The organism is Amycolatopsis endophytica (genome assembly GCF_013410405.1).
Classification (GTDB): Bacteria; Actinomycetota; Actinomycetes; order Mycobacteriales; family Pseudonocardiaceae; genus Amycolatopsis_E; species Amycolatopsis_E endophytica.
Genome location: NZ_JACCFK010000001.1, coordinates 1,161,295 through 1,186,357, shown reverse-complemented (window position 1 = coordinate 1,186,357; position 25,063 = coordinate 1,161,295). Strand labels below are relative to the sequence as shown.

The window sequence follows — 25,063 nt, the reverse complement described above, 5'->3', positions numbered from 1 at the left end:
ATGGCGAACATCGGTCAGACGGCGAAGCGGATCGCCCACCGTCCACTCGAGGTGCTGGACAACTTCGGCGATCAGATGTCGTTCTACGTCCGTGCGCTGGCGTGGACGCCGCGCACGATCCGCCGCTACACCAAGGAAGTCCTGCGACTGCTGGCGGAGGTGAGCTTCGGCTCGGGTTCGCTGGCGGTCATCGGCGGCACGGTCGGCGTGATGATCGGCCTCACGCTGTTCACCGGTGTGCTGGTCGGCCTGCAGGGCTACTCGGCGCTGAACTCGATCGGCACCTCGGCGTTCACCGGTTTCCTGACGGCGTTCTTCAACACCCGCGAGATCGCGCCGCTGGTGGCGGGCCTGGCGTTGTCGGCGACCGTCGGCGCCGGCTTCACCGCCCAGCTGGGCGCGATGCGGATCTCGGAGGAGATCGACGCGCTCGAGGTGATGGCCGTGCCGAGCCTGCCCTATCTGGTGACGACCCGGATCATCGCCGGGTTCGTCGCGGTGATCCCGCTGTACGTGATCGGCCTGCTGTCGTCGTACCTGGCGTCGCGGCTGGTGGTGATCTACATCTACGGCCAGTCGGCGGGCACGTACGACCACTACTTCAACCTCTTCTTACCTCCCGAAGACGTCTTCTACTCGTTCATCAAGGTGCTGATATTCAGCGTCGTGATCATCCTGACCCACTGCTACTTCGGGTACCGCGCTTCGGGCGGCCCGGCGGGTGTGGGTGTGGCGGTGGGCCGCGCGGTGCGGTTGAGCATCGTGACGGTCGCCATCATCAACTTCTTCATCGGGTTCGCCATCTGGGGAACCTCGGTGACGGTCCGGATCGCGGGGTGAGCACACGGTGGTGACCTTGCGCCGCAGGCTGCTCGGCCTGCTCATGATCGTGGTGCTCGCCGCGGGCGTGACGTTGTCGATCGCCATGTACAACAAGGCGTTCACGAAGACCGTGGACGTGAAGCTGCAGGCCGGTGAGGTCGGCAACCAGCTGCTGGTGCAGTCGGACGTGAAGGTGCGCGGGCTGATCGTCGGCTCGGTGAAGTCGATCGAGGCGGATGCCGAGGGAGCCACGCTGACGCTCGCGCTGGACCCGGAGTCGGCGAAGATGATCCCGGCCAACGTGAGCGCCCGATTCCTGCCGAAAACGTTGTTCGGTGAGCGGTACGTGTCGCTGGAGATCCCGCGGCAGCCCGCGGACGCGACACTGACCGCCGGTGACGTGATCCCGGAAGACCGCACGCAGAACGCCATCCAGTTGTCGGAGGCGCTGGACAACCTGCTGCCGGTGCTGCAGGCCGTGCAGCCCGAGAAGCTGTCGAGCACGCTGACCGCGATCTCCACGGCGCTGCAGGGCCGTGGAGAGACGCTCGGGCAGACGCTGTCGGAGCTGGGCACCTACTTCGGCGACCTGAACCCGCACCTGCCGCAGTTGCAGGAGAACCTGCGCGAGCTGGCGAAGTTCTCCGGCAACCTCGACGAGGCGGCACCTGATCTGGTGCAGACGCTGGACAACCTGTCGACGACGACGAAGACGGTGTTCGACGAGCAGCAGAACCTGCAGGCCCTCTACGGCAACGTGACCGCCGCTTCGCAGACCCTGGAATCGTTCGTGCGCGCCAACGCGAGCAACCTGATCAGCTTCGCCGCGAACTCGCGCCCGACGGCCGAGCTGCTGGCGAAGTACGCGCCGGAATACCCGTGCCTGTTCGGTTCGATGGCCGAGCTGGTGCCCTTCGTGGACGAAGCGCTCGGCAAGGGCACGGACCAGCCCGGCCTGCACGCGACGATCGAGATCGTCACCTCGCGCGGGCCGTACGAGCCGGGCCGCGACGAGCCGCGCTTCGACGACAAGCGGGGTCCGCGCTGCTACAACGTCAAGGACTTCCCGCAGCCGTTCCCGCAGTACCCGCCGGAGGGACCGATCCAGGACGGCGCGCAGCCGACGCCCGGTTCGCGCTCGGCCAGTGACGGGCTCCAGCCCGCGAACACGATCGCCGACGCCGGCGGCTACAACGGTGGCGGCGCGGCGGGCGGCAACCCGGCCAACAGCGCGGCCGAGTTCGGTGTCCTGTCCGAGCTCGTCGGCCCGCAGGTCGGGATCGACCCGGCCGACATGCCGGGCTGGTCCGGTCTGCTGGTCGGCCCGCTCTACCGCGGGGCGGAGGTGACGGTGAAGTGAGGGGCCTGCTCGCGCCGCTGATCAAGCTGACGGTGTTCGTCGTGATCACCGTGTTGTTCACGGCGGTACTCGGCATCAGCATCGCCAACATCAACACCCAGGACACGACCGGTTACAGCGCGCGGTTCACCGACGCGACGCTCGTGCTGCCCGGTGACGACGTCCGCATCGCGGGCGTGAAGGTCGGCCAGGTCACCGACGTCAAGATCGTCGACCGCCGCCAGGCGCAGATCGATTTCGAGGTCGACCAGGGTCGCAGCCTGCCCGCCGGTGTCACGGTGCAGATCAAGTACCGCAACCTGGTCGGCCAGCGGTACCTCTCGCTGGGCCAGGGCACCACCGGTCAGGACCAGACGCTCAAACCGGGCAGCACCATCCCGCTGGACCACACCAAGCCGGCGCTGGACCTGGACGAGCTGTTCAACGGCTTCAAACCGCTGTTCCGCGCGCTGAACCCGGAGGACGTCAACAAGCTGTCCTACGAGCTGATCCAGGTCCTGCAGGGTGAGGGTGGCACGATCGACAGCCTGCTGGCGCACACCGCGTCGCTGACCACCACGATCGCCCGGAAGGACCAGGTGATCGGCGAGGTGGTGACCAACCTGAACACCGTGCTCGACGCGGTCAACCAGCACACTCCGCAGCTGACCGACCTGATCGACAAGCTGCAGCAGCTCACCACCGGCCTGGCTCAGGACCGCGACTCGATCGGTGACGCGATCGACGCGCTGGGCGGGCTGGCCAACACGACCGCGGGCTTCCTCGACGAGGCACGTGAACCGCTCAAGAACGACATCTCGGCGCTGGGCGGGCTGGCCCAGAGCCTCAACGACAGCGAGCCACTGGTGGAGCATTTCATCCAGTTCCTGCCGCAGAAGGTCACGGCGCTGGCGCGCACGGCCGACTACGGTTCCTGGTTCAACTTCTACCTCTGTTCGGCGACCGGCAGCGTCGCGCTGCCGCCGTTGATCAACCAGGAGATCAACCTGCCGATCGTGCCCGCGACGCGTGAGCGGTGTGGCGCATGAGGAGCTTCCAGTCCCGCAACCCGGTGCCCATCGCGGTCGTCGGCCTGGTGCTGATGGTGCTGGCCTTCGTCGCCGCGCTGAACGCGGACGACCTGCCGATCATCGGTGCGGGCACGACGTACGAGGCGGAGTTCACCGAGGCGGCCGGGCTCAAGGCCGACGACGAGGTGCGGGTCGCCGGGGTCAAGGTCGGCAAGGTGATGGACGTCGAGCTGGACGACGCCGCGGTGAAGGTGACGTTCAAGGTCAAGGACACCTGGCTCGGGGACAAGACCGCGGCGGCGATCAAGATCAAGACCCTGCTCGGGCAGAAGTACCTCGCGCTCGACCCGGTCGGGGAGGCATCCCTCGACCCGGGCACGCCGATCCCCAAGGAACGCACCCTGGCGCCCTACGACGTGCTGGACGCGTTCCGGGACCTGTCCACGACCGTCGAGGACATCGACACGGACCAGCTGGCCCAATCGTTCGACGTGCTGTCCGAAACCCTGTCGGGCACCTCGGACAACGTGCGCGGCGCGCTGAACGGGCTCTCCCAGCTGTCGGACACGATCGCCAAGCGCGACACCGAGCTGTCGCAGCTGTTGAGCAACACCAACCAGATCTCGCGGACGCTGGCCGATCGCGACCAGCAGCTGACGCGCCTGCTGCAGGACGGGAACCTGGTGCTGCAGGAGGTCGCGGCGCGGGAACAGGCGATCTCGACGCTGCTGACCGGTGCGCAGGAGCTGTCCCGGCAGTTGCAGGGACTCGTCACCGACAACGACGCGCAACTGACGCCGGTGCTGACCTCGCTGGACCAGCTGACCGGGATGCTGCAGCGCAACCAGGACTCGCTGGCTCAGGGCATCGCCCGCTTCGCGCCCTACATCCGCGTGTTCACCAACACCGTCGGCAACGGGCACTGGTTCGACAACTACATCTGCGGCCTGATCCTGCCGTCGGTCGGACCCCTGAACGAAGAGGGGTGCAACCAGAAATGACCGAAACCCGCTTCGGACGATCGCTGGCGCGCGGTGTGGCCGCGGCCTGTGTGCTCGGTCTGGTCGTGGCCGGTGTGCTGTGGTGGACGCTCAAGGACGCCGACAAGAAGCACCTGACCGCGTACTTCACCGGCGCGACCGGTCTCTACGTCGGCAACAGCGTGCGCGTGCTCGGCGTCGAGATGGGCGAGGTGACCTCGGTGCAGCCGATGGGCGACCGGGTCCGGGTCGAGATGGAGTACGACCGGTCGGTGCGGGTCCCGGCCGACGCGCAGGCCGCGATCATCGCGCCGTCCCTGGTCAGCGACCGGTACGTGCAGCTCGCCCCGGCCTTCACCGGCGGCGAGGTGATCAGCGAGGGCGCCACCATCCCGCTGGAGCGCACCGCGGTGCCGGTCGAGGTCGACCAGCTGTACGAGAGCCTGGACAAGATCAGCCAGTCGCTCGGCCCCAACGGGGTCAACCAGAACGGCTCGCTCTCGGACCTGCTGACCACGCTGGCGCAGAACGTGGACGGCAACGGCCAGGCCCTGCACGACACGATCACCAAGCTGAGCGAGGCGTCGAAGACGTTGTCCGGCAACAAGGACGACCTCTTCGCGACCGTCTCCAACCTCGCCGACTTCACCACGACGCTGGCGCAGAGCGACAACCAGGTGCGGCAGTTCGAGACGCGGCTGGCCGACGTCTCCGGCTACCTCGCGGGGGAGAAGGACAACCTCGCCGCCACCGTGCGGCAGCTGGGCACGACGCTCGCGACGGTGCAGCAGTTCATCGACACCCACCGGGACCGGTTGAAGTCCAATGTGGACAAACTGGCCAGCGTGACGAAGGTGCTGGTGGACCAGCGCAGCGCGCTCGCCGAGATCCTCGATGTCGCGCCGGTCGGCCTGAACAACGTCATCAACGCCTACAACGGTTCCTCCGGCACGCTCGACGCGCGGGCGAACATCAACGAACTCACCCAGCCGCCGATCGTGATGATCTGCAATCTGCTCAAGCAGACCCCGGACGCACTGGACGCCATCGGTGACCTGTGCGGCTCGATCGCGCCACTGCTGGACAAGACGGTGCCGCTGCCCTCGGTCGCGCAGACCGTGCACGCGCTGCAGAACGGTGAACTGCCGCCGCTGCCGCTGCCGCTCGCGGAGACCGTCTACGGAACGGGGGCGTCGCAGTGAGGAAGGCACTCGCGCTCGTCGCCGCCGGGGTGGCCGGGGCGCTGACCCTGTCGGGCTGCTCGTTCGGCGGCATCTACGACGTGCCGCTGCCGGGCGGCGCCGACCTCGGCGACCACCCGTACACGGTGAAGGTCCAGTTCCAAGACGTGCTCGACCTCGTGCCGCAGGCCGGGGTCAAGGTCAACGAGGTCCCGGTCGGCCGCGTCGAGGAGATCGGGCTGACCCCGGACGGCTGGCACGCCGAGGTCACCGTGCGGCTCAACGGTGACGTGAAGCTGCCCGCCAACTCGCTGGCCAACATCCGGCAGTCCAGCCTGCTCGGCGAGAAGTACGTCGAGCTGGCCTCGCCGGGCGACGACCTGGCACAGGGCACGCTCGGCGACGGCGCCGAGATCCCGCTGGAGCGCACCAACCGCAGCGTCGAGGTGGAGGAGGTGCTGGGCGCGCTGTCCATGCTGCTCAACGGCGGCGGCGTCGAGCAGCTCAACACCATCACCAAGGAACTCAACGCCGCGACCGAGGGCCGCGAGCCGGACATCCGGCGGCTGCTGGACAACGCCGAGCAGCTGGTGTCCACACTGGACGCCCAGTCCGGCGACATCACCCGCGCGCTCGACGGCCTGAACCGGCTCTCCAGCACGCTGGCCGGGCAGAAGGACCAGATCGTCAACGCGATCGACGACCTCGGCCCCGGCATCGGGGTGCTGGAGCAGCAGCGCACGCAGCTGGTCACCATGCTGCAGGCGCTGCAGAACCTCTCCGGCGTCACCGTCGACACGCTGAACAAGAGCCAGGAGAACCTGGTGGCCGACCTGCGGGCGCTGCTGCCGACGCTGCAGAAGCTCGGCGAGGCAGGCGCCGACCTGCCCAAATCGCTGGAGATCCTGCTGACCTACCCGTTCACCGACGCGGCGATCGACGGCGTGAAGGGCGACTACTTCAACCTCTACGCCAAGATCGACCTCAACCTGCAGAACGTGCTGCAGAACCTCAGCCGCAGCAGGCAGAACCCGCTCGGCGGCCTGCTGCCGGACGCGCTGGACGGACTGACCGGCGGCGTCGAGGGCCAGCAGGCCAACCAGCCGCCGCCGCTGCCGCTGCCGCTGCCGCAGGAGCAGCAGGCCGCGCAGCAGCAGAACACCGGCCCGTCGACCGGATCGGCCGGTGGGCAACCGCAACAGACCGGGGTCGCGGGCATCTTCGGCCTGCTGGCGGGGGGTGTGTGATGCTGGTCCGCAAGACGAAGATCCAGCTGCTCGCGTTCCTGGTCATCTCCGTGGTGGCGATCGTGTACGCGTTGATCCGGTTCGCCGGGCTGGGCCAGGTGTTCGGCCAGACCGGCTACACGGTGAAGCTGGAGCTGACCTCCTCCGGCGGCATCTTCACCGGCGCCGAGGTCACCTACCGCGGGTTCAACATCGGCAAGGTCGGGCAGCTGCGGCTCACCGCGGACGGGCTGCAGGCCGACCTGGAGATCGCGCCGGACACGCCGCAGGTGCCCGCGAACCTGCAGGCCGTCGTCGCGAACCGGTCCGCCGTCGGCGAGCAGTTCGTCGACCTGCGGCCGGTCGCCGACGGCGGCCCGTACCTGGAGGGCGGTTCGGTCATCCCGGCGGCCAAGGCCGAGGTGCCGATCGGGACCGACCAAATCATCACCGACCTGAACAGCCTCGCCTCGTCGGTGCCCAAGGACGCGCTGCGGACCGTCGTGGACGAGTCCTACAACGCCTTCAACGGCACCGGCCCCGACCTGCAGGAGCTGCTGGACACCGCGCGCGACTTCACCTCGACCGCGCAGCAGTACCTGCCGCAGACCGTGCAGCTGCTCGACTCCGGTGAGCAGGTGCTCGAAACGCAGAACCAGCAGGCAGGCAACCTCAAGGAGTTCAGCGCCAACCTCAACTCGCTGTCGCAGACGCTCAAGGGCTCGGACGCCGACATCCGGAAGCTGATCGAGGTCGCGCCCGGTGCGGCGCAGACCCTCAACCAGTTCGTCGCCGACCTCGGACCCGGTCTCGGCGAGCTGACCGCGAACCTGCTGACCACGTCGAACCTGCTGCTGACCCGGCAGGACGGCATCCAGCAGGTGCTGGTCAGCTACCCGGTGCTGGCCGTCGGCGCCCGCAGCGTGGCGCCCGGCGACGGCACCGCGCACCTCGGGCTCGCGCTCAACCTGTTCGACCCGCCGGTGTGCACCAAGGGCTACATGAACCCGGACGACTACCGGACGGGCGCGGAGACCACCCCGCGCGAACCGAACCTGGGCTCCTACTGCGCGGAGCCGGCGGGCAGCCCGATCGACGTGCGCGGCGCGCAGAACGCGCCGTACAACGGCGTGCCGGTCGCGCCGTCGCCGGAGGCGGTGCAGCAGAACTCCGACCGCGATGAGGAGCAGCTGGCCTACATGCGGGGGACCCCCGGTGTCGCCGGCTCGCCCGCGGTGTCGATCACCAGCCTGAGCGGCCTGCTGGGACTGCCCTGACCCGACCTACCTAGTCTGGAGAGTTATGAGTTCGGACGAGCCGCGGGAGGAGACCGAGGAGGTCACCCCCGAGGAGAACCCGTACGAGGTGACCGGCGACGAGCCTCGCGAGGACCGGACGGGCCGGTACCTGGTGCTGGGCTCCGCCGCGCTGGCGCTGGCCGGGCTGATCGTGGCCGCCGTGTTCGGCATCCAGTGGTGGGTCGCCGCGGCCGACGACAACCTGGACCTGGCGCAGGCCCGCGAAGACGTGATCAGGACGGGCAACACGGCCGTCAAGGCGTACACCGAGCTGGACTACACCGACCCCGACGCCTACTTCGCGCGGCAGAAGGCGGTGTCGACCCAGGAGCTGGCCGACCAGATCACCGCCACCGAGCAGAACTACCGCCAGGCGATGACCGACGCCAAGACCAAGGTGACCACCACCGTGCAGGAGATCGCGGTGGAGGAACTGGACCTGCACGGCGGGAAGGCGAGCTTCCTCGCCGCGATCAGCACGCTGGTCGCGAAGGAGGGCGCGCAGCCCGCCGCCAAGCCGCTGCGGCTCGAGGTGCAGATGACCCGGGTCGGGGACGAGTGGAAGGTCTCCGGGATCGGGTCCGTGCCGCTCGTGAGCGGGCAGTAACGGCCGCCAGGCGTACGAGGAGAGGACCTACTCATGCCACCGTCTCGCCGGCAACCGCCGGTGCGCCGCCGTCCCAAGGTCGCCGGCGCCGGAATCCGGCGTCCCTCGCCGAGCCCGCGGCCCCACGACGAGGACGCCGTCGAGCCCGAGGAGTTCGTCGCGGAGGAGGCTTCCGCCGAGGAGACCGCGCCGGAGGAGTCTCCGGAGGAGGTCGCCGAGCCGTCCCGGCCGCGCCCGAGCCCGAAGGCGCGCGACGCGGGTGAGCCGAAGCCCGAGAGCTACGAGGACGCCGAGACCGCGGCCGCCGAGGAGCCCGCTGACGAGCCCGCCGAGGTTCCGCCGCGCCGGAAGCTGAGCCCGTACGTCCTGGCCGGCGCCCTGTTCGGCCTGGCGCTGGTGCTGGCCGCCGCCGCCGTGATCTTCAAGATCGAGGCGAACGACACCGAGGCGATGACGTCGAACACGGCCCTGCTGGACACGGCCCGCACGGCCGAGGTCAGCCAGGCCGGGTCCAGCGCCGCGGAGACGCTGTTCTCCTATGACTTCAACAACATCGCCAAGACCCAGGACGCGGCGAAGGACCTGCTGCTCAACGACGAGGTGCGGGCCCGGTACACGAGCCTGATGGGCGAGGTCGAGCGGCTGGCCCCGCAGCAGAAGATCGTGGTCACCGTGAAGGCGACGCGCAGTGCTGTCGTCATGCTCGAGGGCGACCGCGCGAGGGTCATGGTGTTCGTCGACCAGACCGCCACGCGCACCGACCAGAACCAGACCTCCAGCGGCAGCGCGCAGCTCTGGCTGAACCTGCAGTACGTCGACGGCAAGTGGAAGGTGTCGGACCTCAACACCTACAACTCCGAGCAGCCCACACCGACGACGACCGCCCCGCCGGCCTCCGGCGCCCCACCGGCGTCCCCGACGCCATCCGGCTGACCCCGTTCCCGTCGCCGCACGGCCCGCTGAGCCCGCACCGGCCCGGCGGGCCGTGGTCGTTCCCGCGCACCCGCTTCCCGCTCGCGCAAGCATCGCTCCACGTGCACCCGGAACGATCTTGGCCCGCCGTGGTGGCACCCGTGACCCCTCGTCACCGGATGAGCCGCGGACTGCCGCGGACGTGGCAAAACCGCAGGTCGGAGCTGTGCACGCACCGCGATGACGTTGCGCCAACCGGCGGGTTCGCCGCGTGGCACCTTGACTCTTCGGCGCCGGGGGTTCACGCTTATCGCCAACGGCAGCGCCCTGCGGGAGGGACTGCCGGGAGGCGTACCTGAAGGCGTCGTGATCGAGGTCCGGGCCCCATCGAGAGGCCCCCTCGACAGAACGCGTCGTTCGGGCTAGACTGCTTCTTTGCGCTGCCCTCTTTCAGGCTGCCCGGACACGGGAGCTAGGATGGTGGGCACACGGCACCCTTGACAGTCGCTTTAGCTGTTGCTAACGCGGCTGCGCACCGCTCATTGTCCCCGGAAGGACGCATCTTGGCAGTCTCTCCCGCGAACCAGGCCACTGCTGCGACCACCTCGGCTGTAACGGAGCCGAACCCGACGGGAATTCCCGGAGCCCCCAAGCGGGTCTCGTTCGCGAAGATCCGCGAACCCCTCCCCACCCCCAACCTGCTGGACGTGCAGATCCAGTCCTTCCAGTGGTTCACCGGTGACGAGAAGTGGTTCGAGCGCCGCGTGAACGAGGGCGAGGAGAACCCCGTCGGCGGCCTCGAGGAGGTTCTCACCGAGATCTCCCCGATCGAGGACTTCGCCGGAAAGTTGTCGCTGTCCTTCTCCGACCCGCGCTTCGACGAGGTCAAGGCCTCCGTCGAGGAGTGCAAGGACAAGGACATGACCTACGCGGCCCCCCTGTTCGTGACCGCGGAGTTCATCAACAACGAGACCGGCGAGATCAAGAGCCAGACGGTCTTCATGGGCGATTTCCCCGTGATGACCGAGAAGGGCACCTTCATCATCAACGGCACCGAGCGTGTCGTGGTGTCCCAGGTCGTCCGCTCGCCCGGCGTGTACTTCGACACCAGCGTCGACAAGACCACCGACAAGGACGTTTTCAGCGTCAAGATCATCCCGAGCCGCGGCGCGTGGCTCGAGTTCGACGTGGACAAGCGCGACACCGTCGGCGTCCGCATCGACCGCAAGCGCCGCCAGCCGGTCACCGTGCTGCTCAAGGCGCTGGGCTGGACCACCGAGCAGATCCGCGAGCGGTTCCACTTCTCGGAGACCCTGCTCGCGACGCTCGAGAAGGACCACACGGCAGGCACCGACGAGGCGCTGCTCGACATCTACCGCAAGCTGCGCCCCGGCGAGCCGCCGACGAAGGAGAGCGCCCAGCTGCTCCTGGAGAACCTGTTCTTCAAGGAGAAGCGCTACGACCTCGCCAAGGTCGGCCGCTACAAGGTCAACAAGAAGCTGGGCCTGCAGCTGCCGTACGAGTCCGGCACGCTGACCGAAGAGGACATCGTCACCACCATCGAGTACCTGGTCCGCTTGCACGCGGGCGAGGTCAAGATGGGCGAGGGTGAGTCCGAGGTCCCGGTCGAGGTCGACGACATCGACCACTTCGGCAACCGGCGCCTGCGCACGGTCGGCGAGCTGATCCAGAACCAGATCCGCGTCGGCCTCTCGCGCATGGAGCGCGTCGTCCGCGAGCGGATGACCACGCAGGACGTCGAGGCGATCACGCCGCAGACCCTGATCAACATCCGCCCGGTCGTGGCGGCGATCAAGGAGTTCTTCGGCACCTCGCAGCTGTCGCAGTTCATGGACCAGAACAACCCGCTGTCGGGCCTGACCCACAAGCGCCGCCTCAACGCGCTGGGCCCCGGTGGTCTGTCCCGCGAGCGCGCCGGCATGGAGGTCCGTGACGTCCACCCGAGCCACTACGGCCGGATGTGCCCGATCGAGACCCCGGAAGGCCCGAACATCGGCCTGATCGGGTCGCTGTGCTCCTACGGGCGGGTCAACCCGTTCGGCTTCATCGAGACGCCGTACCGCAAGGTCGTCGAGGGCCGGGTCACCGACCACATCGACTACCTGACGGCCGACGAGGAGGACCGCTTCGTCAAGGCGCAGGCCAACGCGCCGCTGACCGACGACGGCCACTTCGCCGAGAACCAGGTGCTGGGCCGCCGCAAGGGTGGCGAGGTCGAGCTGCTCGACCCGCTGGAGATCGACTACATGGACGTGTCGCCGCGCCAGATGGTGTCGGTCGCCACCGCCATGATCCCGTTCCTGGAGCACGACGACGCCAACCGCGCGCTGATGGGCGCCAACATGCAGCGCCAGGCCGTGCCGCTGCTGCGCGCCGAGTCGCCGCTGGTCGGCACCGGCATGGAGCTGCGTGCCGCGGTCGACGCCGGTGACGTGCTCGTCGCCGAGCAGGGCGGTGTCGTCGAGGAGCTCTCGGCCGACCTGGTGACCGTCATGCACGACGACGGCACCCGCAAGAGCTACGGGCTGCACAAGTTCCGCCGCACCAACGCGGGCACCTGCTTCAACCACCGTCCGATCGTGTCGGAGGGCGACCGCGTCGAGGCCGGACAGGTCATCGCCGACGGCCCGTCCACCGACGAGGGCGAGATGGCGCTCGGCAAGAACCTGCTCGTGGCGATCATGCCGTGGGAGGGTCACAACTACGAGGACGCGATCATCCTCTCCGAGCGCCTGGTGCAGGACGACGTTCTCACCTCGATCCACATCGAGGAGCACGAGATCGACGCCCGCGACACCAAGCTCGGCGCCGAGGAGATCACCCGGGACATCCCGAACGTCTCCGAAGAGGTCCTGGCCGACCTCGACGAGCGCGGCATCGTGCGCATCGGTGCCGAGGTCCGCGACGGCGACATCCTGGTCGGGAAGGTCACGCCGAAGGGCGAGACCGAGCTGACCCCGGAGGAGCGCCTGCTCCGCGCGATCTTCGGCGAGAAGGCCCGCGAGGTCCGCGACACGTCGCTGAAGGTGCCGCACGGCGAGACCGGGAAGGTCATCGGCGTCCGCGTCTTCTCCCGCGAGGAGGACGAGCGGGGCAACTCCGACGAGCTCCCCCCCGGCGTCAACGAGCTGGTCCGCGTCTACGTGGCCCAGAAGCGGAAGATCCAGCCGGGTGACAAGCTCGCCGGCCGCCACGGCAACAAGGGCGTCATCGGCAAGATCCTGCCCGCCGAGGACATGCCGTTCATGGAGGACGGCACCCCGGTCGACATCATCCTGAACACGCACGGTGTGCCGCGACGGATGAACATCGGGCAGATCCTGGAGCTGCACCTGGGCTGGCTCGCCTCCCAGGGCTGGAAGATCGAGGGCACCCCGGAGTGGGCGCAGAACCTCAACCAGGAGCTGTACGACGTCGAGCCCGGCACGAACACCGCCACCCCGGTGTTCGACGGCGCCCAGGAAGAGGAGCTGACCGGCCTGCTCGCGTCGACCCGGCCCAACCGGGACGGCGAGCGCATGGTGAAGGAGAACGGGAAGGCGGTGCTGCTGGACGGCCGTTCCGGTGAGCCGTTCCCGTACCCCGTCGCCGTCGGCTACATGTACATCCTCAAGCTGCACCACCTGGTCGACGACAAGATCCACGCCCGGTCCACCGGCCCGTACTCGATGATCACGCAGCAGCCGCTGGGTGGTAAGGCGCAGTTCGGTGGTCAGCGCTTCGGTGAGATGGAGTGCTGGGCGATGCAGGCCTACGGCGCGGCCTACACGCTGCAGGAGCTGCTGACGATCAAGTCGGACGACGTGGTCGGACGCGTGAAGGTGTACGAGGCGATCGTCAAGGGCGAGAACATCCCCGACCCCGGCATTCCCGAGTCGTTCAAGGTTCTCCTCAAGGAGCTGCAGTCGCTGTGCCTGAACGTGGAGGTCCTCTCCAGCGACGGTGCCGCGATCGAGATGCGTGACTCCGACGACGAGGATCTGGAGCGCGCCGCCGCCAACCTCGGCATCAACCTGTCCCGCAACGAGTCGCCCTCGGTGGACGACGTCGTGCAATGACGTTGGAGCCCGGGCGGGGTGGATGACCCGCCCCGCCCGGTCCCCAGACTCCTCTAGCCGAATCAACCCCAAGGGGATGCACCCACGTGCTGGACGTCAACTTCTTCGATGAGCTCCGGATCGGCCTGGCGACCGCCGACGACATCCGTCAGTGGTCCTTCGGCGAGGTCAAGAAGCCGGAGACCATCAACTACCGCACCCTGAAGCCGGAGAAGGACGGGCTCTTCTGCGAGAAGATCTTCGGCCCGACCCGCGACTGGGAGTGCTACTGCGGTAAGTACAAGCGGGTCCGCTTCAAGGGCATCATCTGCGAGCGCTGTGGTGTCGAGGTGACCCGTGCCAAGGTGCGGCGTGAGCGGATGGGCCACATCGAGCTGGCCGCCCCGGTCACCCACATCTGGTACTTCAAGGGTGTGCCCTCGCGGCTGGGTTACCTGCTCGACCTGGCCCCGAAGGACCTCGAGAAGATCATCTACTTCGCGGCGTACGTGATCACCAGCGTGAACACCGAGCTGCGTCACAACGACCAGCCGACGCTGGAGAACGAGATCAGCGTCGAGCGCAAGAACATCGAGGCCAAGCGCGACGCCGACATCGAGGCGCGGGCGCAGAAGCTCGAGACCGACCTGGCCCAGCTCGAGGCCGAGGGCGCCAAGTCCGACGTTCGCCGCAAGGTGAAGGAGGGCGGCGAGCGCGAGATGAAGCAGCTCCGCGATCGCGCCCAGCGCGAGCTGGACCGCCTGGAGGAGGTCTGGACGACCTTCACCAAGCTCGACTCGCGTCAGCTGATCGCGGACGAGAGCCTCTACCGCGAGCTGTACGACCGCTACGGCGAGTACTTCACCGGCGGTATGGGCGCGGAGGCCATCCAGAAGCTGGCCACCGAGTTCGACGTCAACGCCGAGGCCGACAAGCTGCGCGACACCATCCGCAACGGCAAGGGGCAGAAGAAGCTCCGCGCGTTGAAGCGGCTCAAGGTCGTCGCGGCCTTCCAGGCCACTGGCAACGACCCGCGCGGCATGGTCCTCGACGCCGTTCCGGTGATCCCGCCGGACCTGCGCCCGATGGTGCAGCTCGACGGTGGCCGGTTCGCCACCTCGGACCTCAACGACCTGTACCGCCGGGTCATCAACCGGAACAACCGCCTCAAGCGGCTGATCGACCTCGGCGCGCCCGAGATCATCGTCAACAACGAGAAGCGGATGCTGCAGGAGGCCGTCGACGCGCTGTTCGACAACGGCCGCCGCGGCCGTCCGGTCACCGGTCCGGGCAACCGGCCGTTGAAGTCGCTGTCCGACCTGCTCAAGGGCAAGCAGGGCCGGTTCCGCCAGAACCTGCTCGGCAAGCGTGTCGACTACTCGGGCCGTTCGGTCATCATCGTCGGCCCGCAGTTGAAGCTGCACCAGTGCGGTCTGCCCAAGGACATGGCGCTGGAGCTGTTCAAGCCGTTCGTGATGAAGCGGCTGGTCGACCTGAACCACGCCCAGAACATCAAGTCCGCCAAGCGGATGGTGGAGCGGGCCCGCCCGCAGGTGTGGGACGTGCTGGAAGAGGTCATCACCGGTCACCCGGTGCTCCTCAACCGTGCGCCGACCCTGCACCGGCTGGGCATCCAGGCGTTCGAGCCGCAGCTGGTCGAGGGCAAGGCCATCCAGCTGCACCCGCTGGTGTGTGAGGCGTTCAACGCCGACTTCGACGGTGACCAGATGGCGGTGCACCTGCCGCTGTCGGCCGAGGCGCAGGCCGAGGCCCGGATCCTGATGCTGTCGGCGAACAACATCCTCTCGCCGGCGTCGGGCCGCCCGCTGGCCATGCCGCGTCTGGACATGGTCACCGGTCTGTACCACCTGACCCGTCTCGACGAGAACGCGGTCGGCACCGGGCAGGCGTTCAGCTCGCCGTCCGAGGCCATCATGGCCTTCGACCGCAAGACGCTGGGCCTGCACGCGCCGATCAAGATCCGCGTCAAGGACCGTCAGCCGAACAAGACGCAGGAGGCCGGGCTCACCGAGAACGGCTGGGAGCCGGGTCAGCCGTGGCTGGCCGAGACCACCCTGGGCCGCGTCCTGTTCAACGACCTGCTGCCCGCGGACTACCCGTTCATCAACGAGCCGTTGCCCAAGAAGCGGCAGGCGGCGATCGTGAACGACCTCGCCGAGCGGTACTCGATGACGCAGGTCGCGCAGGTCCTGGACCGGCTCAAGGACGCCGGCTTCTACTGGGCCACCCGCTCGGGTGTCACGGTGTCGATGTTCGACGTGATCGTGCCGCCGGAGAAGAAGCAGATCCTGGACACCTACGAGGCGAAGGCCGCGCAGGTGGAGAAGCGGTACCAGCGTGGTCAGCTCTCGCACGCCGAGCGCAACAACGAGCTGGTCAAGGTGTGGAGCCAGGCGACCGACGAGGTCGCCGAGATCATGGAGAACGCCTTCCCCGAGGACAACCCGATCTCGATGATCGTGAAGTCCGGGGCGGCGGGCAACATGACCCAGGTCCGTTCGCTGGCCGGTATGCGTGGTCTGGTGTCGAACCCGAAGGGTGAGTACATCCCGCGCCCGATCAAGTCGAACTTCCGCGAGGGCCTGTCGGTGGCGGAGTACTTCATCGCCACCCACGGTGCCCGTAAGGGTCTGGCCGACACCGCGCTGCGGACCGCCGACTCGGGTTACCTGACCCGTCGTCTGGTGGACGTGTCGCAGGACGTCATCGTCCGGGAGACCGACTGCGGTACCAGCCGCGGCGTGACCAGGGTGATCGGCGAGAAGCAGCCGGACGGCACCGTGCTGCGCGGCGCCCACGTCGAGACCGCGGTGTACGCGCGGACGCTCGCCTCGGACGTCACCGACGACCAGGGCAACGTCGTGCTCAACGCGGGCGACGACCTGTCCGACCCGGCCATGGAGAAGCTGATCGCGTTCGGCGTCACCAAGGTCAAGGTCCGTTCGGTGCTGACCTGCGAGTCGGCCGTCGGTGTCTGTGCCATGTGCTACGGCCGTTCGATGGCGACCGGCAAGCTCGTCGACGTGGGTGAGGCCGTCGGTATCGTCGCCGCCCAGTCGATCGGTGAGCCGGGTACCCAGCTGACGATGCGTACCTTCCACCAGGGTGGTGTCGCCGGTGACGACATCACCACGGGTCTGCCTCGTGTCACCGAGCTGTTCGAGGCCCGGGTCCCGAAGGGCAAGGCACCGATCGCCGACGTCGATGGCCGTGTGCGCATCGAGGAGAGCGAGCGGTTCTGGAAGATCACGCTCATCCCGGACGACGGTGGCGAGGAGATCGTCTTCGACAAGCTGTCGAAGCGTCAGCGCCTGGCCAACACCCCGACCGGGCCGCTGGCTGACGGCGACCACGTGGCCGTCGGGCAGCTGCTGCTCGAGGGCACGCCCGACCCGCACGAGGTGCTGCGTGTGATGGGCCCGCGCGAGGCGCAGATGCACCTCGTCGAAGAGGTCCAGAAGGTGTACCGGGCCCAGGGTGTGTCGATCCACGACAAGCACATCGAGGTCATCGTCCGGCAGATGCTGCGCCGGGTGACGATCATCGACTCCGGTTCCACGGACTTCCTGCCGGGCGAGCTGCCCGAGCGGACCAAGTTCGAGGGCAACAACCGGCAGGTCGTGGCCGAGGGCGGCGAGCCCGCCTCGGGCCGCCCGGTGCTGATGGGCATCACGAAGGCCTCGCTGACCACGGACTCGTGGCTGTCGGCGGCGTCGTTCCAGGAGACCACGCGTGTCCTGACCGACGCGGCGATCAACGGCCGCAGCGACAAGCTCGTGGGCCTCAAGGAGAACGTGATCATCGGTAAGCTGATCCCGGCCGGTACGGGCATCAACCGCTACCGCAACATCCAGGTGCAGCCGACCGAGGAGGCCAGGGTGGCGGCGTACGCCATCCCGTCCTACGACGACGGTTACTACACCCCGGATGTGTTCGGTACCGGCACCGGTGCCGCGGTCCCGCTGGACGACTACGACTTCGGTCGCGACTTCCGCTGATCGGCTCGTGAAGCGAAGCCCCCGGTTCCCCCGTCGGAGCCGGGGGCTTCGTCATGTCGGTGTTCCGGAGCGGAGGTAGCGTGAACCCGGGTTCACACCGATGCGACACGAGGAGGGCGTTGTGAACGCAGATCAGGGCTCGGAGGAGGCGCAGCCGGCGAAGGGGCGGCACGCGGCGCCCGAGGGGGCTCCACGACATCCGGCCATCGACCTGTCCCGCGACCCCAACCCGGGCAAGCCGGACCACGCGAAACCGGACGAGGACGAATAGGTCTCCGACATGCGGAAGGGGCCCGGGCGCATGCCCCGGGCCCCTTCTTTTCGCGCCTCAGAAGCGCAGTCCGCGCTCGATGTCGGCGTCGTCCATGTCGGGATCGCCCGCCGCGGTGCGCCGGTCGACGGCGTCCTGGAACGGCTTGAGGGCTTCGGTGGCCTTTTCGGCCGTGCCCACGATGTCCGGGATCTCGATCTTGTCGCCCTTCTCGTCCTTGAGCAGGTTGTCGTAGGTCGAGAACACCTGATCCTTGGCCGCTTTGACGGCCGATTCGCGGATCTTCTCGCCCGCCTGCTCGCGGATCGCCCCGCCGAGGGTCGTCGTGCCGTCCTTGAGCTTGCCGACCAGGTCCCCGGTGAGGTTTTCGGTCAGCGTGTGGTCGGCGAGTTTTTCGCTGAGCTTCGTGAAGCCGGGGATCTTGCGCAGGAAGCCCTGGATCCTGCCGATCAGGTCGTGGAGCTTGTCGATGATCGACTTCAACTTCGTCACCCAGCGGTTGACCTTCATGGTCTCCGTGCCGGCGCGGACGGCCGTCGCGGCTCCCGCGGAAGCCACCGAGCCGCCGCAGGTGACGACGGAGGACGCGAGCGCGGCCAGCCACGTCACGATCAGCCACTCGACGAAATCGCTGATGATGCTGGTGACGACGTCCTTGATCACGCTCATCACGGCGCTGCTGACGGCGAGCAGGGTGGCGATCTCGCCGGTGGCGCCCGCCGTGCCGTGCAGCGCGTCCCGGAACTCCGCGAGGCGTTCACCCGCGGCCGCGGCGCCGGGGCCCTGCCAGTCGGCAAGGCCGTCGACGAGCAGCTGCTCGGTGTCCGCCCGCAGGGTTTCGATGTCGGCGCCCAGCTGGTTGAACGCGTCGGCGCCCGCCTCCAGCGCCTCCGGATCGCCGGTGACCACTTCGAGCGCCTCGTTGAGCGGTTCGATCCAGCTGATCAGGAAGCCGACGCCGTTCGAGATCAGCCAGCCCAGCGGGTCGGACACGATGCCGGTGATGGTGCCTGCCGCCTCGTTGACGAAGCCCGTGGCGGTGTTGAACGTGTTCGCCGCGTCCGCCGCGAGCGCGCCCAGATCCCCGTCGCTCAGGTCCTCCCGGAGCTTCGAGGTGGCGTCGTAGGCCGCCGCCCCGGCCGAGTAGATCTTCACGGGAGCGGTCTCGTCGATGGGGGATCCCTCTTCTCCGGGCACGTCAGATCGCCCCCTCGGCTGCCTCGTCGAGGTCTTCGCCGATGCCCTCGAACGCGTCGACGACCTCGGCGTCCATCCCGTCGTACCGGTCGGCCGCGGTGGTCAGCTTCGCGCCGATCGCCTGGTAACCCTCGGTCATCTGCGTGAGGTGGTCCTTCAACTGATCGAGCAAGTCCTTGTAGACCGTGTGCACGACGGGCTGGCCGAGCAGACCCCACGACACCGCGGGCACGTCCGCCTCCCCGAGCGACCGCCGCAACGCGTCCACCCGCGACGTCTGGCCCGCCGCGGCCGCGGCCGTCCTGCGCAGTGCGGCCACGTCGACCGAGAAACCGCCGCTCACCGGCGCTCACCCTCGTCGAACGGGTCCAGGAAGTCGTCGTCCTCGGCGGGCTTGCGGTGGACCTCCGGACGGGACGGGCGGGACGGCTGCTGCTCGGCCAGGAAGTCCTCCTCGGTGAAGTCCGCGCCCTGGTCGATGGGCCGCTGCGGCACCACGGGGCGTTCCGCCTCGACCGTCGCCTTCAAGGCCGCGACGCTGGTGCCGAACGCCTCCGCCTGGGTCTGCAGCACCTGCTCCAGGACGGTGCTCTGCCCGCCGAGCGCGTCCTGCACGATCGTCGCCTGCCGACGGGCCGCCGCGGCGACGGCCTCCTGGATCGTCGTCGTGATGGTCGACGACAGCTGGATGGCGCTGCCCTGCATCGCCTCCTCGCTCAGCCGGACCGACTGCACGCCACCGCCCGGACCGGCGACGACCGTGACGGTCCGGTCCGGGGAGGACACCGTGACCGACATCGCGCCGATCTCGTCCTTCATCCGGGTCAGCGCGGCCTGCCGCTGATCACCCTTCTGTTTCAGCTCGTCGATCCGGCGCAGTTTCTCCTGCAGCTCGCCGACCAGATCACCATGGCTGCCGTACGCCATGCGGTTCCTCCCCGTGGTGGACAACGCACCTTCGGTATCGGATGATGCACCAATCGTGCGCGGCCGGTGCGGGGTTCCGGTGAACTCACCGATTCGATCGACCACTTTCGCCACGCGGGAATCGCCCGGCGGTTTCCGGCGTTGGAAGAACTGCCGAAGATGCCTGCCGACCTGCCGGTTCACGACAGCTCCGGGGAAGCCGCGAGTCCGCGAAACGGCCCCGCGGGGCCGCCTTTCCGCTAGACTCGCCGCATCACCTTCTCGCCGGGGCCCTTCTCGACGGTCGGGTGTGAGCCCGTTAGGGCCCCCCGATGTCGTCGCCTGCTTCACGACGGGTATCTTTGACGACTGTGCCCGGCATGCGTCGGGCCGCTCTGCGTGCTTTCCGGCCAAGCGGGGGTGCTCCGGCACCGTGGCGACGGTCGCGGCGAAGCGGAGCTCCACGGAAAATCCGAGGGAACGTCAGCGGCCGTGAGGCCCAGACGCGGGCCGACACGCCCGACCTCGGGGGCCGGGGAGAACACAGACGGAACAAGCAATACGCGACAGAAGGCTGGTCCATTGCCCACGATCCAGCAGCTGGTCCGCAAGGGCCGCCAGGACAAGGCTGCCAAGCAGAAGACCGCGGCCCTCAAGGGGAGTCCGCAGCGGCGTGGCGTGTGCACCCGCGTGTACACCACGACGCCCAAGAAGCCGAACTCGGCGCTGCGCAAGGTCGCGCGTGTGAAGCTGACCAGCGGCATCGAGGTCACCGCCTACATCCCGGGCGAGGGCCACAACCTGCAGGAGCACTCGATGGTGCTCGTGCGCGGTGGTCGTGTGAAGGACCTGCCCGGTGTTCGCTACAAGATCATCCGCGGTTCGCTCGACACGCAGGGCGTGAAGAACCGCAAGCAGGCGCGCAGCCGGTACGGCGCGAAGAAGGAGAAGAGCTAATGCCCCGCAAGGGTCCGGCCCCGAAGCGGCCGCTGATCTCCGACCCGGTCTACGGTTCCCCGCTGGTCACCCAGCTCGTCAACAAGGTGCTGACCGACGGCAAGCGTTCGCTCGCCGAGCGCATCGTGTACGGCGCGCTGGAAGGTGCGCGGGAGAAGACCGGCACGGATCCCGTCGTCACGCTCAAGCGTGCGCTGGACAACGTGAAGCCGAGCATCGAGGTGAAGAGCCGCCGCGTCGGTGGCGCCACCTACCAGGTGCCGATCGAGGTCAAGCCGGGCCGCTCCACCACCCTTGCGCTGCGCTGGATCGTCTCCTTCTCGCGGGCCCGCCGGGAGAAGACCATGATCGAGCGCCTGCAGAACGAGCTGCTCGACGCGAGCAACGGCCTCGGGGCCAGCGTGAAGCGCCGCGAGGACACCCACAAGATGGCCGAGTCCAACAAGGCGTTCGCCCACTACCGGTGGTGAACGTAGCCCGGCTGCCGAGACAAGCCAGGCCGGGCCCCAAGCTTCGAGACAGGGGAACAGTGCAGTGGCACGCGACGTGCTGACCGACCTGAACAAGGTCCGCAACATCGGCATCATGGCCCACATCGACGCCGGTAAGACCACCACCACCGAGCGGATCCTGTTCTACACCGGGATCAACTACAAGATCGGCGAGGTGCACGACGGCGCCGCGACGATGGACTGGATGGAGGAGGAGCAGAAGCGGGGTATCACCATCACCTCGGCTGCCACCACCACCTTCTGGGGCGACTACCAGATCAACCTGATCGACACGCCGGGTCACGTCGACTTCACCGTCGAGGTGGAGCGCAACCTGCGCGTGCTCGACGGTGCCGTCGCGGTGTTCGACGGCAAGGAGGGCGTCGAGCCCCAGTCCGAGCAGGTCTGGCGCCAGGCCGACAAGTACGAGGTCCCGCGCATCTGCTTCGTCAACAAGATGGACAAGCTCGGCGCGGACTTCTACTTCACGCTGAGGACCATCGAGGAGCGCCTGGGCGTCCGCCCGCTGGCGATCCAGCTGCCGATCGGCGCCGAGAGCGAGTTCGAGGGCGTCATCGACCTGGTCCGCATGAAGGCCCTCGTCTGGCGCGGTGAGGTCCAGAAGGGCGAGGACTACGCGGTCGAGGACATCCCGGCCGAGCTCGCCGAGACCGCCGCGGAGTACCGCGACAAGCTCATCGAGGCCGTCGCCGAGACCGACGACGCCCTGATGGAGAAGTACTTCGGCGGCGAGGAGCTGTCCGAGGACGAGATCAAGTCCGGTATCCGCAAGCTCGTGGTCACCCGCGAGGCGTTCCCGGTGCTGGCCGGTTCCGCGTTCAAGAACAAGGGCGTGCAGCCCATGCTCGACGCGGTCATCGACTACCTGCCCTCGCCCCTGGACGTCCCGGCCGTCGAGGGCTTCCTGCCCGACGGCGAGACCGCTGCCTCGCGCAAGGCGTCCACCGAGGAACCGTTCTCCGCGCTGGCGTTCAAGATCGCGGCGCACCCGTTCTTCGGCAAGCTGACCTACATCCGGGTCTACTCGGGCAAGGTCGCCTCCGGTGCCCAGGTCATCAACTCGACCAAGGAGCGCAAGGAGCGCATCGGGAAGATCTTCCAGATGCACTCCAACAAGGAAAACCCGATGGACGATGCCCAGGCCGGCCACATCTACGCGGTCATCGGCCTGAAGGACACCACCACCGGTGACACCTTGTGCGACTCGCAGAACCCGATCGTCCTCGAGTCGATGACGTTCCCGGAGCCGGTCATCCGCGTGGCCATCGAGCCCAAGACGAAGGCCGACCAGGAGAAGCTGTCGACCGCGATCCAGAAGCTGGCCGAGGAGGACCCCACCTTCCAGGTCCAGCTCGACGAGGAGACCGGTCAGACGATCATCGCCGGCATGGGCGAGCTGCACCTCGAGGTGCTGGTCAACCGCATGAAGTCCGACTACAAGGTCGAGGCGAACATCGGTAAGCCGCAGGTCGCCTACCGCGAGACGATCCGCCGCACGGTCGAGAAGCTCGACTACACGCACAAGAAGCAGACCGGTGGCTCGGGTCAGTTCGCGAAGGTGATCATCAAACTGGAGCCGCTGGCGACCGGCGACGGCGCTCTCTACGAGTTCGACAACAAGGTCACCGGTGGCCGCGTGCCGCGCGAGTACATCCCGTCGGTGGACGCCGGTGCCCAGGACGCCATGCAGTACGGTGTCCTGGCCGGTTACCCGCTCGTCGGGCTCAAGGTGACCCTGTTGGACGGTGCGTACCACGAGGTGGACTCCTCGGAAATGGCCTTCAAGATCGCCGGTTCCATGGCGCTCAAGGAGGCCGCGCGCCAGGCCAGCCCGGCTCTGCTCGAGCCGGTCATGGCCGTCGAGGTGACCACCCCTGAGGACTACATGGGTGACGTCATCGGCGACCTCAACTCGCGCCGTGGTCAGATCCAGGCCATGGACGAGCGGGCAGGCACCCGAGTCGTGAAGGCACTGGTTCCGCTGTCCGAGATGTTCGGGTACGTCGGCGACCTGCGGTCCAGGACCCAGGGTCGGGCGAACTACTCGATGACGTTCGACTCCTACGCCGAGGTTCCCTCGAACGTCGCGAAGGAGATCATCGCGAAGGCGACGGGGGAGTAACACCCTCCAGCACCCAACGCGGGCGCGCACGGGGCTCCCCCTGAGGTCCGCACCAACCGACCAAATTGAGTCGCTGTCCGACTAAGCCACGTCGGCCGGTGAAGCAAAGCAAGAGTCCAGGAGGACATTCCAGTGGCGAAGGCGAAGTTCGAGCGGAGCAAGCCGCACGTCAACATCGGAACCATCGGTCACGTCGACCACGGGAAGACCACTCTGACCGCGGCGATCACCAAGGTTCTGCACGACAAGTGGCCGGAGCTGAACGAGTCCCGCGCGTTCGACCAGATCGACAACGCGCCGGAAGAGAAGCAGCGCGGTATCACGATCAACATCTCGCACGTCGAGTACCAGACCGAGAAGCGTCACTACGCCCACGTGGACGCCCCCGGTCACGCGGACTACATCAAGAACATGATCACCGGTGCCGCCCAGATGGACGGTGCGATCCTGGTGGTCGCCGCGACCGACGGCCCGATGCCGCAGACCCGTGAGCACGTGCTGCTCGCCCGCCAGGTCGGCGTGCCCTACATCGTGGTGGCCCTGAACAAGGCCGACATGGTGGACGACGAGGAGATCCTCGAGCTGGTCGAGCTGGAGGTCCGCGAGCTGCTGTCCTCGCAGGAGTTCCCCGGCGACGACGCTCCGGTCGTCAAGGTCTCGGGTCTCAAGGCGCTCGAGGGTGACGCGAAGTGGGCCGAGTCGGTGCTCGAGCTCATGCAGGCCGTCGACGACAACGTGCCGGACCCGGTGCGTGACCTCGACCGCCCGTTCCTGATGCCGATCGAGGACGTCTTCACCATCACCGGCCGCGGCACCGTCGTGACCGGTCGCGTGGAGCGCGGCCAGATCAACGTCAACGAAGAGGTCGAGATCGTGGGTATCCGCGAGAAGTCGACCAAGACCACCGTCACCGGTGTCGAGATGTTCCGCAAGCTGCTCGACTCGGGCCAGGCCGGTGACAACGTCGGTCTGCTGCTGCGTGGTATCAAGCGCGAGGACGTCGAGCGCGGCCAGGTCGTCGTGAAGCCCGGCACCACGACTCCGCACACGGAGTTCGAGGGCTCGGTCTACATCCTGGCCAAGGACGAGGGCGGCCGCCACACGCCGTTCTTCAACAACTACCGCCCGCAGTTCTACTTCCGCACGACCGACGTGACCGGCGTCGTGACCCTCCCCGAGGGCACCGAGATGGTCATGCCGGGTGACAACACCGAGATCTCGGTGCAGCTCATCCAGCCGGTCGCCATGGACGAGGGTCTGCGGTTCGCCATCCGCGAGGGTGGCCGGACCGTCGGCGCGGGCCAGGTCACCAAGATCATCAAGTGATTTCGTCCGGCCCCGGGGGCCTATACACCCCCGGGGCCGGGTTGCGAAAGCACGTGTGCGACACTAGTTGAGTTGCTCGTTGCGGGGCGGCCGATATCTCTCGCGGATTCGGCCGCCCCGGCGCGAGTAGCCCTGGTCCGTGGGTTCCCAGGGGGAGAGCACGGGCGCGGCAGATGGCCGGCATCGGCCGTCTCGCGGTGAAGACCAACCGGCACGACGACGATCCTCTTGCGGGATCAGTCTGCGCAGCGGGCGCGACACGCCCGACCGCGTGGATCGGACGCGAGGGCGTTGACGTG

At 67.9% G+C, this 25,063-nt stretch carries 19 protein-coding genes; 16 read left to right on the top strand and 3 right to left on the bottom strand.

Going from position 1 to position 25,063, the window contains the following annotated elements; translation table 11 throughout:
• From HNR02_RS05790 to HNR02_RS05735, 12 genes are all read left to right on the top strand, one after another.
• Positions 1 to 840, top strand: a complete 840-nt coding sequence (locus HNR02_RS05790) for an MlaE family ABC transporter permease (protein WP_179772156.1) — start codon at positions 1 to 3, stop codon at positions 838 to 840.
• Positions 841 to 847: 7 nt separating this feature from the next.
• Complete coding sequence (locus tag HNR02_RS05785) at positions 848 to 2,182, top strand: MCE family protein (RefSeq protein ID WP_312860914.1); 1,335 nt, start codon at positions 848 to 850, stop codon at positions 2,180 to 2,182.
• On the top strand, positions 2,179 to 3,210 hold the full coding sequence (locus HNR02_RS05780) for an MCE family protein (RefSeq protein WP_179772155.1): 1,032 nt from the start codon (positions 2,179 to 2,181) through the stop codon (positions 3,208 to 3,210). Before HNR02_RS05785 ends, HNR02_RS05780 begins: the two co-directional genes overlap by 4 nt.
• Complete coding sequence (locus HNR02_RS05775; protein ID WP_179772154.1) at positions 3,207 to 4,193, top strand: MCE family protein; 987 nt, start codon at positions 3,207 to 3,209, stop codon at positions 4,191 to 4,193. The genes HNR02_RS05780 and HNR02_RS05775 overlap by 4 nt, the downstream gene beginning before the upstream one ends.
• Positions 4,190 to 5,374, top strand: a complete 1,185-nt coding sequence (locus HNR02_RS05770) for an MCE family protein (RefSeq protein WP_179772153.1) — start codon at positions 4,190 to 4,192, stop codon at positions 5,372 to 5,374. The genes HNR02_RS05775 and HNR02_RS05770 overlap by 4 nt, the downstream gene beginning before the upstream one ends.
• Complete coding sequence (locus tag HNR02_RS05765; RefSeq protein WP_179772152.1) at positions 5,371 to 6,600, top strand: MCE family protein; 1,230 nt, start codon at positions 5,371 to 5,373, stop codon at positions 6,598 to 6,600. The genes HNR02_RS05770 and HNR02_RS05765 overlap by 4 nt, the downstream gene beginning before the upstream one ends.
• Positions 6,600 to 7,856 (top strand): MlaD family protein, encoded by a 1,257-nt coding sequence (locus tag HNR02_RS05760; protein ID WP_179772151.1) that lies wholly within the window; start codon positions 6,600 to 6,602, stop codon positions 7,854 to 7,856. The genes HNR02_RS05765 and HNR02_RS05760 overlap by 1 nt, the downstream gene beginning before the upstream one ends.
• A gap of 25 nt (positions 7,857 to 7,881) precedes the next feature.
• Positions 7,882 to 8,484, top strand: coding sequence for a hypothetical protein (locus tag HNR02_RS05755; protein WP_179772150.1), 603 nt, complete (start codon positions 7,882 to 7,884; stop codon positions 8,482 to 8,484).
• Between the two features lie 33 nt (positions 8,485 to 8,517).
• The gene (locus tag HNR02_RS05750) at positions 8,518 to 9,417 is read left to right on the top strand and encodes a hypothetical protein (protein WP_179772149.1); all 900 of its coding nucleotides are present in this window, start codon (positions 8,518 to 8,520) and stop codon (positions 9,415 to 9,417) included.
• A 542-nt stretch (positions 9,418 to 9,959) separates the two neighbouring features.
• Entirely contained in the window at positions 9,960 to 13,475 is a 3,516-nt protein-coding gene (rpoB, locus tag HNR02_RS05745) for a DNA-directed RNA polymerase subunit beta (RefSeq protein ID WP_179772148.1), read from the top strand.
• An 86-nt stretch (positions 13,476 to 13,561) separates the two neighbouring features.
• Positions 13,562 to 17,473, top strand: coding sequence for a DNA-directed RNA polymerase subunit beta' (locus tag HNR02_RS05740; RefSeq protein ID WP_179772147.1), 3,912 nt, complete (start codon positions 13,562 to 13,564; stop codon positions 17,471 to 17,473).
• Between the two features lie 121 nt (positions 17,474 to 17,594).
• Complete coding sequence (locus HNR02_RS05735; protein WP_179771173.1) at positions 17,595 to 17,744, top strand: hypothetical protein; 150 nt, start codon at positions 17,595 to 17,597, stop codon at positions 17,742 to 17,744.
• 57 nt (positions 17,745 to 17,801) lie between these two features.
• On the opposite strand, the gene HNR02_RS05730 is transcribed toward HNR02_RS05735, so the two are convergent.
• Genes HNR02_RS05730 through HNR02_RS05720 form a run of 3 tightly spaced genes read right to left on the bottom strand, consistent with a single transcriptional unit; the run spans position 17,802 to position 19,868 of the window.
• Positions 17,802 to 18,899, bottom strand: coding sequence for a WXG100 family type VII secretion target (locus tag HNR02_RS05730; protein WP_312860913.1), 1,098 nt, complete (start codon positions 18,897 to 18,899; stop codon positions 17,802 to 17,804).
• 43 nt (positions 18,900 to 18,942) lie between these two features.
• A complete protein-coding gene (locus HNR02_RS05725) occupies positions 18,943 to 19,284 on the bottom strand; it encodes a type VII secretion target (RefSeq protein WP_179772146.1) in 342 nt (113 codons plus the stop codon).
• Positions 19,281 to 19,868, bottom strand: coding sequence for a YbaB/EbfC family nucleoid-associated protein (locus HNR02_RS05720; RefSeq protein ID WP_179772145.1), 588 nt, complete (start codon positions 19,866 to 19,868; stop codon positions 19,281 to 19,283). Before HNR02_RS05720 ends, HNR02_RS05725 begins: the two co-directional genes overlap by 4 nt.
• A 561-nt stretch (positions 19,869 to 20,429) precedes the next feature.
• Between HNR02_RS05720 and rpsL the strand changes: the two genes are divergently transcribed.
• From rpsL to tuf, 4 genes are all read left to right on the top strand, one after another.
• A complete protein-coding gene (gene rpsL / locus HNR02_RS05715) occupies positions 20,430 to 20,804 on the top strand; it encodes a 30S ribosomal protein S12 (RefSeq protein WP_003102113.1) in 375 nt (124 codons plus the stop codon).
• Positions 20,804 to 21,274: a 30S ribosomal protein S7 gene (rpsG, locus tag HNR02_RS05710; RefSeq protein ID WP_179772144.1), complete on the top strand. Its 471-nt coding sequence runs from the start codon at positions 20,804 to 20,806 to the stop codon at positions 21,272 to 21,274. The genes rpsL and rpsG overlap by 1 nt, the downstream gene beginning before the upstream one ends.
• 64 nt (positions 21,275 to 21,338) lie before the next feature.
• Positions 21,339 to 23,438, top strand: coding sequence for an elongation factor G (gene fusA / locus HNR02_RS05705; protein WP_179772143.1), 2,100 nt, complete (start codon positions 21,339 to 21,341; stop codon positions 23,436 to 23,438).
• A 132-nt stretch (positions 23,439 to 23,570) separates the two neighbouring features.
• Positions 23,571 to 24,764 carry an elongation factor Tu gene (gene tuf, locus HNR02_RS05700; RefSeq protein WP_179772142.1) on the top strand — a complete coding sequence of 398 codons (1,194 nt, stop codon included), beginning with the start codon at positions 23,571 to 23,573 and terminating at the stop codon, positions 24,762 to 24,764.
• Positions 24,765 to 25,063: the final 299 nt, after the last annotated feature.

What these genes read in the sequence shown, in the direction of transcription:
- HNR02_RS05790 (WP_179772156.1), top strand. Translation starts at nt 1, where the DNA reads ATGGCGAACATCGGTCAGACGGCGAAGCGGATCGCCCACCGTCCACTC.
- HNR02_RS05750 (WP_179772149.1), top strand. Translation starts at nt 8,518, where the DNA reads ATGCCACCGTCTCGCCGGCAACCGCCGGTGCGCCGCCGTCCCAAGGTC.
- HNR02_RS05760 (WP_179772151.1), top strand. Translation starts at nt 6,600, where the DNA reads ATGCTGGTCCGCAAGACGAAGATCCAGCTGCTCGCGTTCCTGGTCATC.
- rpsG (WP_179772144.1), top strand. Translation starts at nt 20,804, where the DNA reads ATGCCCCGCAAGGGTCCGGCCCCGAAGCGGCCGCTGATCTCCGACCCG.
- HNR02_RS05770 (WP_179772153.1), top strand. Translation starts at nt 4,190, where the DNA reads ATGACCGAAACCCGCTTCGGACGATCGCTGGCGCGCGGTGTGGCCGCG.
- HNR02_RS05720 (WP_179772145.1), bottom strand. Translation starts at nt 19,868, where the DNA reads ATGGCGTACGGCAGCCATGGTGATCTGGTCGGCGAGCTGCAGGAGAAA.
- HNR02_RS05755 (WP_179772150.1), top strand. Translation starts at nt 7,882, where the DNA reads ATGAGTTCGGACGAGCCGCGGGAGGAGACCGAGGAGGTCACCCCCGAG.
- HNR02_RS05775 (WP_179772154.1), top strand. Translation starts at nt 3,207, where the DNA reads ATGAGGAGCTTCCAGTCCCGCAACCCGGTGCCCATCGCGGTCGTCGGC.